General features: G+C 63.5%; 10 protein-coding genes. 3 read left to right on the forward strand and 7 right to left on the reverse strand.

What is annotated here, in order from left to right; all coding sequences use genetic code 11:
- Positions 1 to 8: 8 nt before the first annotated feature.
- The 4 genes from OKW20_RS10460 to hmpA form a co-directional block, all read right to left on the reverse strand.
- A complete protein-coding gene (locus tag OKW20_RS10460; protein WP_429172011.1) occupies positions 9 to 1265 on the reverse strand; it encodes an MFS transporter in 1257 nt (418 codons plus the stop codon).
- Between the two features lie 325 nt (positions 1266 to 1590).
- Positions 1591 to 2805 carry a CmpA/NrtA family ABC transporter substrate-binding protein gene (locus tag OKW20_RS10465; protein ID WP_429172013.1) on the reverse strand — a complete coding sequence of 405 codons (1215 nt, stop codon included), beginning with the start codon at positions 2803 to 2805 and terminating at the stop codon, positions 1591 to 1593.
- On the reverse strand, positions 2802 to 3404 hold the full coding sequence (locus tag OKW20_RS10470) for an ANTAR domain-containing response regulator (RefSeq protein WP_429117850.1): 603 nt from the start codon (positions 3402 to 3404) through the stop codon (positions 2802 to 2804). Before OKW20_RS10470 ends, OKW20_RS10465 begins: the two co-directional genes overlap by 4 nt.
- Positions 3405 to 3615: 211 nt before the next feature.
- Positions 3616 to 4830, reverse strand: a complete 1215-nt coding sequence (gene hmpA / locus OKW20_RS10475; RefSeq protein WP_043611125.1) for an NO-inducible flavohemoprotein — start codon at positions 4828 to 4830, stop codon at positions 3616 to 3618.
- A gap of 316 nt (positions 4831 to 5146) precedes the next feature.
- On the opposite strand from hmpA, the gene OKW20_RS10480 reads away from it, so the two are divergent.
- Complete coding sequence (locus tag OKW20_RS10480; protein ID WP_052201528.1) at positions 5147 to 5596, forward strand: Rrf2 family transcriptional regulator; 450 nt, start codon at positions 5147 to 5149, stop codon at positions 5594 to 5596.
- Positions 5597 to 5645: 49 nt separating this feature from the next.
- Here OKW20_RS10480 and OKW20_RS10485 read toward each other — a convergent pair whose 3' ends face one another.
- Entirely contained in the window at positions 5646 to 6107 is a 462-nt protein-coding gene (locus OKW20_RS10485; protein ID WP_052201531.1) for an Lrp/AsnC family transcriptional regulator, read from the reverse strand.
- 152 nt (positions 6108 to 6259) lie between these two features.
- Between OKW20_RS10485 and OKW20_RS10490 the strand changes: the two genes are divergently transcribed.
- On the forward strand, positions 6260 to 7147 hold the full coding sequence (locus OKW20_RS10490; protein ID WP_429172334.1) for a DMT family transporter: 888 nt from the start codon (positions 6260 to 6262) through the stop codon (positions 7145 to 7147).
- A gap of 18 nt (positions 7148 to 7165) precedes the next feature.
- Here the strand turns inward: OKW20_RS10490 and OKW20_RS10495 are convergent, their stop codons facing one another.
- Entirely contained in the window at positions 7166 to 8317 is a 1152-nt protein-coding gene (locus OKW20_RS10495; protein ID WP_429172016.1) for an efflux RND transporter periplasmic adaptor subunit, read from the reverse strand.
- 15 nt (positions 8318 to 8332) lie between these two features.
- Complete coding sequence (locus OKW20_RS10500; protein WP_043611165.1) at positions 8333 to 11476, reverse strand: efflux RND transporter permease subunit; 3144 nt, start codon at positions 11474 to 11476, stop codon at positions 8333 to 8335.
- A 459-nt stretch (positions 11477 to 11935) separates the two neighbouring features.
- Between OKW20_RS10500 and OKW20_RS10505 the strand changes: the two genes are divergently transcribed.
- On the forward strand, positions 11936 to 12538 hold the full coding sequence (locus OKW20_RS10505) for a TetR/AcrR family transcriptional regulator (protein WP_043611120.1): 603 nt from the start codon (positions 11936 to 11938) through the stop codon (positions 12536 to 12538).
- Positions 12539 to 12544: the final 6 nt, after the last annotated feature.

Raw genomic sequence — 12544 nt, forward strand, 5'->3', positions numbered from 1 at the left:
TTGTCTGTTTACGCGGCTGCAGCCGTCGGCAGGGTGGGCGCACGGCGTTCCATCTGACGGATCGAGAGATGCATCCACAGGAGCGATGCGACGACGACGGCGAAGAGAAGCAGGAAGCAGCTCGACCAAAGGCCGGTCGCATCCTTGAGCAGGCCGAAGGCGATCGGCAGCACGAAGCCGCCGAGCCCGCCGACCATGCCGACGATGCCGCCGACCGCGCCGACATTGTCCGGGTAATAGGCCGGGATGTGCTTGTAGACGGCGGCCTTGCCGAGGCTCATGACGAAGCCGAGCACGAAGACCGTGACGATGAAGACGGCAGGCGTGATGCCGAAGCTGTGGCCTTCGCCGGCGGCGGGCAGCGACAGGATCAGCGTTGCCACCGCCGAGATGCCGAGCATCCAGTACATGACGCTGCGCGCGCCCTTGCGGTCGGAAAGCATGCCGCCGAAGGCGCGGAAGACGCTGCCGGGGATGGAGTAGGCGGCTGCGACCATGCCGGCCACGGCGATATCGAAACCGTAGACGCCGACGAGATAACGCGGCAGCCAGAGCGAGAGGGCGACGAAACCGCCGAAGGCGAAGAAATAGTAGAGCGAGAAACGCCAGACCTGCGCGTTCTTCAGCGGGGCGAATTCCTGGAGCAGGCTGCGCTTCGGCGCCTGGCGCTCGCGGCGGCTGCGGAAGGCCGGATCGTCGCTGGTCGTGAACCAGAAGACGAGCGCCGTGACGACGAGTGCGGCCGCCCAGATCTCGGCAACCGTCTGCCAGCCCCAGGCGATGAGGACGAAGGGCGCCAGGAATTTCGTCACCGCCGCGCCGACATTGCCGGCGCCGAAGATGCCAAGCGCCGTACCCTGCTTTTCCGGCGGGAAGAAGGGCGAGACATAGGCGACGCCGACCGCGAACGAGCCGCCGGCAAGACCGATGCCGAGGCCGGCGAGCAGCATCTGCGGATAGGTTGTGGCGTAGGTGAGCAGAAAGGTCGCAAGGGCTGCGGCCAGCATAGTGAGCGTGTAGACGAGGCGCCCGCCATAGCGCCCCGTCCAGACGCCGAGCAGGATGCGCACCAGCGAGCCGGTGAGGATGGGTGTGCCGACCAAGAGGCCGAACTGCGCTTCGGTCAGCGCGAGGTCCTGCTTGATGCGGATGCCGATGATGGCGAAGATCGTCCAGACGGCGAAACAGATGGTGAAGGCAAAAGTGGACATCCACAAAGCCGTGGCGGGTTCGCTGGCGGATAATGGCTGCTTGTTCTCAGACATGGCTTCTCCGAGGCCCGACGAGGTCGTGCCGCTCCATCTTGGGGGTGAAAAACAAAAAGCCGCTGGCCAGGTATGCCCGACACGGTTTGCCCCGTGTGCGCAGTCCTGATCAGCGGCTTTGCTGGTGGGGCGCCCGTCGTTGGACGCCGATCTCTTGGCCTGAGGGCCTGCAATAAGAAAAGCAATCAGCGTGCCAGTTTTGGCAAGCTATTGATCTAAAAGAAAAAGTGGAATTGGCGGCCTGACGTCATCCCGGTTGGTGACATTCCTTGGTGCAGTGCGAAGCCATTTTTTGTGCAATGCGCATAAATTAGGCGTCGCGCATTCAGCCCGCAGACTGGGCCGCGATATAGGCATCGAGGTCGTCGGGATCGAAGCGTCCGCCGTCGAAGAAACCATCGGGCCCAAGCGTCAGGGCGCCCGACGAGCCAACCGGGGTTTCCACGGTCAAGGCGCCTTCCACCTTGGCGCTTGCCGACGGCATGGCGATGCCAAGGTGCTTCAGGGCGGCGCGGTAGATGTCCGGGCGATAGGTTTCCGCGGCGATGCGCTGGCGCTCGGCCGTATGCTCGATCTGCCGCCAGCGCACCATCTGGGTGTAGAACCAGAGGGCATGGCTCTTCCAGGGGAAGGTCGCTGCCTTGGCGTTCGGAACGAAGAAGTCGCTGACGGCCCGGACCTCGCCACCGCCGACCGGCAGGGTGCCCTTGAGGGCGGGAAGAAGCAGTTCGGCGTCGCGCTCCACATAAGCGGGCCTTGCCAGAAGGGTCGCGAGCGTCTCGTGGTTTTCCGGGCGGGCGCACCAGAGCGAGGCCAGATGAAGCGCCACGAGCAAGGCGGCCATGGCCTCCGGATTGGCTTGCCCCCACCGGGCGTTGACGCCAAGGACCTTTTCCGGGCTGGACCGCCAGATCGCTGCCTTGACGGTGGCGAGATGCGCGCCGCGGCGAAGCACGCCGAAGGTGTTCCAGGGCTCGCCGGCGCAATAGCCGTCGATCACGCCTTCGGCGAGCGCATCGCCCATATCGGGCGGCGGCAGCACGACGATCTCGATATCACGGTCCGGATCGATGCCGCTCGCCGCCAGCCAGTAGCGCAGTTCGTAATTGTGCCCGGAATAGGGGTGCACGACTGCAAAGCGCAACGGCGCGCCCATCTGCGCATCGATCGTCTTGCGCAGGGCTGCACCGTTCGCGCGCGCATCGAGATCCGTGGTCGCGCCGTTTTCCGCCATCCTTTGCCAGAGCGCCGGAGACACAGTCACCGCATTGCCGCCGAGACCCAGCGCCATCGGCACGATCATTTCAGGCGCCGGCACATTGAGACCGAGATTGCCGGCGATCGGCATCGGCCCGAGAATATGCGCGACATCGACATGGCGAACCGCAAGCCGGTCGCGGATGCTTGCCCAGGAACGTTCGCGCAAAAGGGTCAGGTCGATCCCCTGTTCCTCGGCAAAGCCCATCTCGCGGGCGACGACGAGCAGCGCACTGTCGAGCAGCGGCACGAAACCGGCGGTGATGGCGTGGCGCGTCGTCATTCCTTTCCTCCCGGATCGAGCAGGCTCGCCGCCGTGACGAGGCTTTGGGCGATCTCGACGATCTTGCGGTTCTGGTTCATCGCCGTCCGCCGCAGCAGTGCATAGGCCTCTTCTTCGGAAAGCCCGCGCGAGCGCATCAGCAGCCCCTTGGCGCGATCGATCACCTTGCGGTTTTCCAGTTCGCCGCGTGTCTCCTCGAGTTCGCGGTTGAGGCGGGAGAAGGCGTTGAAGCGGCTGATCGCCATCTTCAGGATGGGGCGCACCCGTTCCTGCTTCAGGCCGTCGACGATGTAGGCAGAGACCCCGGCTTCGACCGCCGCCTCGATGGAGGCCTCGTCGGACTTGTCGACGAACATGGCGATAGGGCGCCTGACCGCGCGCGAAAGCTGGAACATGCTCTCCAGCATGTCGCGGTTCGGGTTTTCGAGATCGATGACGATGACGTCGGGATTGAGATCGGCGATGCGTCGCGCAAGACTATGCATGTTGTCGATGACGGTGACCTGGTCATAGCCCGCGTCGCGCAGCCCGTCCTCGATGATGGCGGCGCGGATGCGGTTCTCGTCAATAACCAGGACGTTTAGTCTGCTGTGCTGCATGCCACGACCGCATTCTGACCAAGCTTGACCTGCCGTGTCGGCTCTTTTTGCAATGCAGCATGGCCGGTCCGAAAGCAAGGACGATCTTTCGGATGGCGCTCACGCACAGCCGGGACTGCCAGATCCTCGGCGAAGATCGGCTTTGCCGCGGCGCGAAGGTCGCGCCACGGCATTGGGGGCATTAAGCCCGTGAAAAGCGACCGAGGGTGCCTTAGGCTGCAATGAGTTCGTCGGCTGGGCCGAAGAATTCGTAGTGAACCCGCTCGCTGGAAACGCCTTCCCGGGCAAGAGCCGGGACAAGCGCCCGAAGGAACGGTTTGGGGCCACAGAGATAGAATTCGGCATTGGCGATGGGCGTGTGGTTGCGAAGCCATTCCGCCGTGATGAAGCCGTCGAAGTCGTGCGACAGCCCGACAGCATCCCCGTTCGCAGGCGCGCTGTAAAAGCTACTGATCGTGATCTTGCCATGGGCATCGGCGAGTTCGCGAACATGCCGATCCATGGCATGCGTGCCGCTGTTCAGCGCGCCGTGGACGAAGTGCGCCTCGAGGTTTGGATGTTCCTCGGCGATCGTCTCGAGAATGCTGACCATGGGCGTCAGGCCAACGCCACCCGACAGCAACACGACCGGTGCCGCCGGCGCTTCGGGGAGGAAAAAGTCGCCAGCCGGCGGGGTCGCGCTCAAGACGGTGCCGACGGTTGCCTGATCGTGGAGATATCGCGATCCGCCTTGTCCCTGTGCTTCGCGCTTCACGGAGATGCGGTAGAAGCTGTCGTTTGGGCCGCTGGAGATCGAGTAGTTGCGCTTGATCTCCAGGCCATTGTCCAGTTGGAAGCGAAACGTCAGGTATTGCCCGGGTCTGTGGCGCACAACGCGACCGCCGTCCTTGGGTTTCAGGATAAACGAGGTGACGACGTCGCTTTCGCGAATTTTTGAGGCGATGACGAAATCTCTCCAGCCGTTCCATCCGCCCGAGCGCGCCATCAGCTCGTCGCGGATGGTGGCTTCGCGCTCCTTGAGAATGTCGGCGAGGAACCAATAGGCCTCGCCCCATGCGTTCAGGAGCTCAGGGGTCGCCGCAGTTCCGAGCACATCCTCGACGGCGGCGAGAAGAGCCGTGGCAACAAAGGGATAGTGCTCGGGGAGGATGTGGTAGCCGATATGCTTTTGGGCGATCCGTTCGACGACCGGGCCGAGCACGCCGAGATTATCGATATTCTGCGCGTAGGCGAGAATGGCGGCCGCAAGCGCGTTCACCTGTGAACCGCCTTCGCCCTGATTGGCGTGGTTGAACAGCGCGCGGATGTGATCGTCTTGGAAGAGGCGGGCATACATGCTTTTCGTGATGTCCGCTCCATGGGCCGCGAGCGCCGGAGCGCTGGCCTTCACGATCTGGACAGTCTCGGGGGAGAGTGGTTTCGGCATGATCTTTCCTTTCGGTGGGACGTATCAGTGAGGGCAGGTTGGTGATCCTGGAAATGCATCCGGCATTTCGATGGGCCGGTGATCGGGGGCTGTGTCCCAGTCCCTCGCGGCAACGCATCCCGCGCTCGAAATCCTGTCGATGCGGGCTTCGCCGTAGAAGTCTTCGACGATCATTCTGATCTCAGTTCCGACTGCCGTTCGCGCGGTCATCGCAAATGACCCTTAAAGATGTATCTGAAATGCATCTATTCGCTCGCGATCAAAGATGCTAATCAAATGCATGTTTTTTGAACGGACTTTTTGACGCAGACCCGCAATGAGGCTCACGAAATACACCGACTATGCGATGCGCCTGATGATCTATCTGGGCTCACAGCCGGCGGGGCTCAGCTCCATCCGGGGGATATCCGATACCTTCTCGGTCTCGCAGAACCATATGATGAAAGTGGTTCAAGACCTCGCGAATGCGGGGTTTCTGGAGGCCGTGCGCGGCCGCAACGGCGGTATCAGGCTTGCAAGGGCTGCAAACGAAATCAATCTCGGCGCTCTCCTCCGCCACACGGAGGAACTGGCGGATCTGATCGACTGCCGGGGCTGCCGCATCGCACCCGCCTGCAGCCTGCCGTCCGTCCTTTCGGAAGCCACGGCCGCCTTCGTCGCGGTCTTCGACAAGTACACGCTTGCGGATCTCGTCGAAAAACGCTCGACGCTCGGCGCGCTCCTGGGTTTTAGGGCGGCCGTGCCGGGCGAAGACTGCACCCTGTGACGAAGGGGTTTGCGGCTTGCGCGCGCTAGCTCGCTAGTCGCTCAAGGCGTCAGATCGGCAGCAGCGCGTCCGGCTTGACGTCGCCGACCGAGGCGTAGGTGTGCGTCTCCCGGACGCCGGGGAGGGGCAGGATGACCCGTTCGAGAAAATCCTGGAACAGCGACATGTCGGCAATGCGCGCCTTCACCAGATAATCGAAGCCGCCGATCACCATGTGGCATTCCAGAACTTCCGGCGCCTTTGCAACCGCCTCGGAGAAGCGCTCGAAGATATGGGGGGCGGTATGGTCAAGGCGCACCTGGATGAAGACGACGGTGCCCCGGCCGATCTTCTTCGGATCGAGGATCGCGCGCACGGCCTTCACATAACCCTCGCGGAAGAGGCGCTTGACGCGCTGGCTGGCGCCGGTCGGCGACAGGCCCACCCGGCCTGCGAGCTCTAGCGTGGTGCGCCGGCCGTCTTCCTGAAGCAACCTCAGCAGGGTTCGGTCGATGGTGTCGAGACCCGGAATTTCATTCTTCACGCTGAACGATCCTCAGTAGAGTGAATATCACGCAAAGTATCTGCAATCAGCATATTCAGACGCACTGAATGCGGCGATAGCATGCGCATATCGCAGGCGGAGAATGAGGGGTAATCGCCATGGCTGCAAGCGCTGATGATATGACGTTCGATGACAGTGCCAGTCGCCGGCGGCTCGCTATCCTCGCAGGATTGGCGGTCGTCGCCATCACCACCGTTCAGTTTGTCGCCGCAAGATTCAGTCTGCGCGCGCATCTGACGCCAGCCGACATCGTCAGCCTGCGGTTCTCGGGCGCTGCCCTTGCGTTCCTGCCGGTGCTCCTGGGGATCGGCATACCGAGGCTGAGCCAACTCGGCTGGCGGAAGGCCGCTGTGTTGGCGCTGTTGACGGGGCTGCCTTACCCGCTGATCATCAATCAGGGGCTGGCACTGGCACCGGCGGCCCATGCGGCCGCGCTCTCTCCAGCCGTAATCGTCTTCTTCTCGGTCCTGTTCTCGCGCGTCGTCTTCAAGGACAAGGTCTCCGGCGTGCGCCTTGCCGGTATCGCCACGGTCATTGCCGGCCTTCTGGTGTTCGTCGTCCAGTCGGGCGTTGGGGATGGGGAAACGCTGCGCGGCGATCTTTTGTTTGCCGTATCAGGGGTCATGTTCGCGGCCTATGCGGTGCTGGTGCGGCTATGGTCGGTCGATGCCGTCACGGCGACGATCGCTGTCGTCTTCTTCTCCTGCCTGCCATTGCCCTTGTTGCACATCCTGGCGCCGAGCGGATTTGCCACCGCCCCGTTCGCCGAGATTGCCACGCAGTTTGTGATCCAGGGCTTCCTCGCCGGCGCGCTCGCGAGCGTTCTCTACACCTATGTCATTCGTCAATTGGGCCCGCAGCCTGCGTCGCTGTTCATGCCGTGCGTCCCGGTGACGACGACCGCGGCGGGGGTCGTCGTTCTCGGTGAAGTCCCGACGCTGCTTCAGGTCCTCGCCATCGCTGTCATCACGTTCGGAATGGTCTTCCCGATCCTGAAAAAGACATAGCCCGGGCCGGTACTTGGCCTACTTCTGCGCCTGTTCGGCCGGCATCGGTTTGACCGGTGCGCCCGGGAAAATCTTCTGCAGGTTTCCGGCGATCACCTGGTCGCCCTCCGAAACCCCTGACGTCAGGCCGATGAGATCGCCGCTCGTCGGCCCGAGAGTGACGAGCCGCTGCTCGACGGTTTCCCCCTTGCCGACGACATAGATGTACTTGCCGAGCTGGCTCGAGCCGAGCGCCGTTTCCGGCACCATCAGCACGTTCGTTTCGTCGCGGATCTTCAGCCGGACGCGAACATATTGGCCGGGCAGCAAGGAGAGATCCGTGTTGTCGATGGTCACACGCGCCACCACCGTTCCGGTGTTGCCCTCGACGGTGTTGTTGATGAAGCTGAGCTCGCCGCGATAGCGCGGTTCCTTGTCGTCGGGCAGAAGCACTTCCGCCTCCACCTTGCCCTTTGCCCGTGCCTTCTGGATGTCGGCGAGCTCCGTTTCGCTCGGGTTGAAGGAGACGTAGATCGGCGAAAGCTGCACGAGGTTGTTGAGGGGCGTTCCCGCGGTGTTGCTGACGAGCGTTCCCTCCGGCGCCTGGTCGCGGCCGAGACGGCCAGCAAAAGGCGCGCGGATTTCGGTGTAGTCGAAATTGATCTCGGCGGTGCGCACCGCCGCCCGCGACATCTCCAGTGCCGCTTCGGCCTGGTGCACAGCACTCTGGCGCTGATCGAAGCTGTCCTTGTCGAGGTAACCCGTCGTGGCCAGTTCGTTGCCGCGGTTGAGGTTGGAGCGCAAATAGGCGAGAGACGCCTCGTCCCGCTCGACCTGGGCCTTCGCCTGATCGAGCGCTGCGCCATAGTCGCGCGCGTCGATCCGGTAGAGCAGGTCGCCTTCCTTCACGTCCGAGCCGTCGGGTGCAGCTTGCGCTTCGATATAGCCCGTGATCTTGGCGCGCAGCGTCACGTTGCGGATCGCTTCGGTGCGCGCCGAATAATCGAGATAGATGGGAATGGTTTTCTTGACGACCGAGGCGACGGGAACGGGCATGGCCTGCTGCGGCGGCCCCACCGCCGCGCCGGCGTCGCCGCCCTTCAGCTCGAAGCCGCCGTTCTTGTAGTGATAGGCCGCAGCAAGGGCAGCGACCACGACCACTGCGGCAAGGACCAGTCTCGAACCACGCATGTCAGGCTCCAATACCTATTCCGCCGCCTCCGGCTCTTGGCGCTGGCCTATCGGTTGCGAGGACGTGCCCTCGCGCCATTTTTCGATGACCGCGTAGAAGACCGGGACGAAAATGAGTGTGAGGATCGTTGCCGCCAGCATGCCGCCGAAGACGGTGGTGCCGATCGACTGGCGGCTGGCAGCGCCAGCGCCTCTGGCATACATCAGCGGCAGCACGCCGAGGATGAAGGCAAAGGCCGTCATCAGGATCGGCCGCAGTCGCAGCCGCGCCGCTTCCGCAGCGGCCGCGACCACGTCGAGCCCTTCCTCGCGCCGCCGTCTAGCGAACTCGACGATCAGGATGGCGTTCTTGGCGGCAAGTCCGACCAGCATCACGAAACCGATCTGCGAATAGACGTCGATCTGCATACCGCGCAGCCACAGCGCCGAGAGCGCGCCCAGAAGCGCGAGCGGCACCGAAAGCAGCACCATGAAAGGCATCGACCAGCTTTCATACTGGGCGGCCAGGATCAGGAAGCAGAAGACGAGGGCGAGCGCAAAGACGAGCGCGGCGATCGAGCCTGCCCGGATCTCCTGATAGGTAATGCCGGTCCATTCGAATGTGTAGTCCCTGGGCAGCGTCGTTTTTGCCACCCGCTCCATCGCCGCCACAGCCTGGCTCGAGCTGAAGCCGGGCGCTGCTGCGCCGTTGATCAGCGCCGAGGGGTAGTTGTTGTAGTGGGTGATGGTCTCCGGGCCGACCGTCGGCTTGAACGTTCCGAGCGTGTTGAGCGGCACCATTTCGCCTTCCGTGTTGCGGACATACAGGCGCGACAGGTCCGTCGCCGAGGCCCGCGCACCCTGGTCTGCCTGCAGCGTCACGCGGAAGGTGCGGCCGAAGATGTTGAAGTCGTTGACATAGAGCGAGCCGAAATAGATCTGCAGCGTGCTGAAGATATCCGGCAGGCTCAGGCCCAGCAGCTTTGCCTTGTCGCGGTCGAGGTCATAGTCGAATTGCGGGCTCGAGGTGCTGAAGGTGGTGAACAGCTGGTAAGGATTGATTTCCGGCTGCTTGCGCGCCTCTGCGATCAGCGCCTGCGTCGCTTCGTTCAGCGCCTCGGCGCTGCGGCCTGCAAGGTCCTCCACCTGGAACTCGAAGCCACCGGTGGCGCCCAGCCCCTGGATCGATGGCGGGTCGAAGGCGAGCACCAGCGCATCCGGAATCTGCAGAAGTTGTGGCATGACCGCTTCGCGCAGCGCCGAGGCGCCCTGTTCGGGCGGCCGCTCGTCCCATGGCTTCAGCACGGCGAACTGCACGGCCGAGTTCGACTGGGCGGCAAAGGACAGGAAGTTGAAGCCGACGACAGAGCCGACGAAATCGACGCCGGCGGTGCCGCGCAGGATCTCTTCCGAACGCCGCGCGACGGCCTCTGTGCGTTCGAGCGAGGCGCCGTCGGGCAGCTGGATGACGACGAAGAAATAGCCCTGGTCCTCGACCGGCAGGAAGGTCGAAGGGATGCGCTGCCATAACGCGTAGGTCGAGGCGATCGCAGCGAGGAACACGGCAAACAGCGCCCAGCGCCAGCGCACGAGCCCGGCGACGCTGCGCGCATAACCGTGCGACAGCGCATGAAAGCCGCTGTTGAACCAGCGGAAGACCGCAAAACGCGGTTCGCCGCGATAGCGCAGGAACGCGGCGCTCAGCGCCGGACTGAGGGTCAGAGAATTGAAGGCGGAGAAGGCGACGGAGATCGCGACCGTCAGCGCGAACTGGTTGTAGAGGCTGCCCGCGACGCCAGGGATGAAGGCGACAGGGATGAAGACGGCAAGCAGCACCGCGGTCGTCGCGATGATCGGGCCCGTCACCTCCTGCATCGCCTTTTTGGTGGCCTCGAGAGGCGGCAGCCCGGCCTCCAATTGGCGTTCGACATTCTCGACGACGACGATTGCATCGTCGACCACAAGCCCGATGGCGAGCACCATGCCGAGCAGGCTCAGCATGTTGAGCGAGAAGCCGAAGAGATACATCACGACCAGGGTCGCGATCAGCGAAACCGGTATGGCGATCGTCGGGATGATCGTCGTGCGCAGATTTTGCAGGAAGATGAAGACGACGAAGACGACGAGTGCGAGCGCCTCGAGCAGCGTGAACACCACATCCTTCATCGCTGCCGAGACGAAGCGCGTGGTGTCGTAGAACATGTGGTAGGCGATGCCCGCGGGGAAGCGCTGCGACAGCTCGTCCATCTTCGCCTGCACGCGCGCTTGCAGGTCGAGCGCGTTGGAGCCCGGCGCCTGGAAGACGGCAAGCACGACGCTTTCCTTGCCATTGAAAGTGACCGACGAGGAATAGAGCAGCGCGCCGAGTTCGATGCGCGCTACGTCGCGCAGCCGCGTCGTCGCCCCGGTCGTCTGGTCGGCGCGCAGCACGATGTCGCCGAACTGCGACGGGTCGCTCAAGCGTCCAAGCGCGTTGATCTGCATCTCGAAGGGCGTGCCGGCCGGCGCCGGCGATTGCCCGATCTTGCCCCCGGCGACCTGGATGTTTTGCTCGGCAATGACGTTCTGGACGTCGACGGCGGTAATGCCGAGATTGGCCATGCGGTCGGGATCGAGCCACACGCGCATCGAATAGCGGCGCTCGCCGAACAGCTGGACGTCGCCAACGCCCGGCAGGCGTTTGAGTGGATCGAGGATCTGCAGATAGGCGTAGTTGCTGACCGCGGCGAAATCGACCGAATTGTCAGGCGAATCCAGGCTGACAAGCACGGTGAAGTTCGGGATCTGCTTGGCGATGGTCACGCCCGTCTGGTTGACGAGGGCCGGAAGCGAGGAGGCAGCCTGCGAGACGCGGTTCTGCACGTCGAGCGCGGCGACGTCGATCGGATAGCCGACCTCGAAGGAAATGATGATGCGCGACGAGCCGTCGTTCGAGCTGGTCGAGGTCATGTAGAGCATGCCGGGCACGCCGTTGATCTGCTGTTCGAGCGGCGTCGTCACGGTGTCGGCGACCACCTGGGCGCTGGCGCCCGGATAGTTTGCGGCAACGACGATCTGCGGTGGCGTGACGTCGGGAAACTGCGAGATCGGCAGCAGGAAATAGCAGATGCCGCCGGCCAGCGTCATGATGATGGCGATCGCCGACGCGAAGATCGGCCGGTGGATGAAGAAGTCGATCATGGGGCCGATCCTTTGGGAGCGCCACCATCGCGGCAGGCAGCGGGGCAGAAACTCGGCATGCATGTGCGCGCCGCGCTGACCTTGCGGTCAGCGACGGTCTCCCCAGCCTTCAGCCCATCCAGCATGCGCATCGTAAGGCTCCAGCACGAGATCATGATGGGCCGGTCCGGCCCTAATCACGACGACCAAATCACGAGCGTTATCGAATTTTAAAAGTCTCTGCGGTGTGCGCTCTGGCTAAAAGACGCCTGACGACCGCGCCCACCGACACTGCGCGTAAAAATTTTTCTGCTAGTTACCGCCGCCGTTTCCGGAAGAGCTTTTCGCGGCAAGTGGCTGAGCCACGATATGCCACGCTGGCGAAAATGTTACTGGTCGGTAACATCGTCGCATGTTATCGACCAATGACAGGGCGTCAAGGGGCAAGATTTTCCGCGCCGTTCACGCCGGGCCACTGCGATGACAACGGATTTGTGCAAACCATCCCGTCGTTCGCCGCGCGATCGCATCGTCGAGGCTGCGCGCGATCTCTTCCGCCGCCGCGGCATTCGCGGCACCGGCGTCGATGCGATCGCCGACGCTGCCGACAGCAACAAGATGACGCTCTACCGCCACTTCAGTTCGAAGGACGATCTGATCGTCGAATGCCTGCGCCATGCGGGCATGGAGATGGATGGCTTCTGGCGCGAACTGGAAGACCAGCACCCAGGTGACGGTCTCGGTCAGCTCAGGGCCTGGGTCCGGCGGATCGCCGAACATCTCGGCGAGGACAAGTGCCAATGTGAAATGATGAGTGCCGCCGTGCAGCTGACCGATGAGGGCCACCCCGGACGCGAGGTGATCCGGCTCTTCAAGGATGCGCAGCGCGACCGCGTCGTCGAACTCTGCCGCCGCGCCGGCATCGCCAATGCGGAACTGCTCGGCGACACATTGCTGCTGCTGATCGATGGCGCGCGCGCCGCGCAGCAGAGCAGCGGCGCCGAAGGGCCGAGCGCCCGTTTCGCCGAGATCGCCGATGCGGCGATCCTGACTTTTGCCGGGAATAGCACCGCTTCCAGGTAGCCGCCG

Origin of the sequence: Ensifer sp. LBL (genome assembly GCF_050435225.1) — a bacterium.
In the GTDB taxonomy this organism is placed as follows: Bacteria; Pseudomonadota; Alphaproteobacteria; order Rhizobiales; family Rhizobiaceae; genus Ensifer.

What these genes read in the sequence shown, in the direction of transcription:
- OKW20_RS10495 (WP_429172016.1), bottom strand. Translation starts at nt 8,317, where the DNA reads ATGCGTGGTTCGAGACTGGTCCTTGCCGCAGTGGTCGTGGTCGCTGCC.
- OKW20_RS10500 (WP_043611165.1), bottom strand. Translation starts at nt 11,476, where the DNA reads ATGATCGACTTCTTCATCCACCGGCCGATCTTCGCGTCGGCGATCGCC.
- OKW20_RS10490 (WP_429172334.1), top strand. Translation starts at nt 6,260, where the DNA reads ATGACGTTCGATGACAGTGCCAGTCGCCGGCGGCTCGCTATCCTCGCA.
- OKW20_RS10480 (WP_052201528.1), top strand. Translation starts at nt 5,147, where the DNA reads ATGAGGCTCACGAAATACACCGACTATGCGATGCGCCTGATGATCTAT.
- OKW20_RS10470 (WP_429117850.1), bottom strand. Translation starts at nt 3,404, where the DNA reads ATGCAGCACAGCAGACTAAACGTCCTGGTTATTGACGAGAACCGCATC.
- OKW20_RS10465 (WP_429172013.1), bottom strand. Translation starts at nt 2,805, where the DNA reads ATGACGACGCGCCACGCCATCACCGCCGGTTTCGTGCCGCTGCTCGAC.
- OKW20_RS10505 (WP_043611120.1), top strand. Translation starts at nt 11,936, where the DNA reads ATGACAACGGATTTGTGCAAACCATCCCGTCGTTCGCCGCGCGATCGC.
- hmpA (WP_043611125.1), bottom strand. Translation starts at nt 4,830, where the DNA reads ATGCCGAAACCACTCTCCCCCGAGACTGTCCAGATCGTGAAGGCCAGC.
- OKW20_RS10460 (WP_429172011.1), bottom strand. Translation starts at nt 1,265, where the DNA reads ATGTCTGAGAACAAGCAGCCATTATCCGCCAGCGAACCCGCCACGGCT.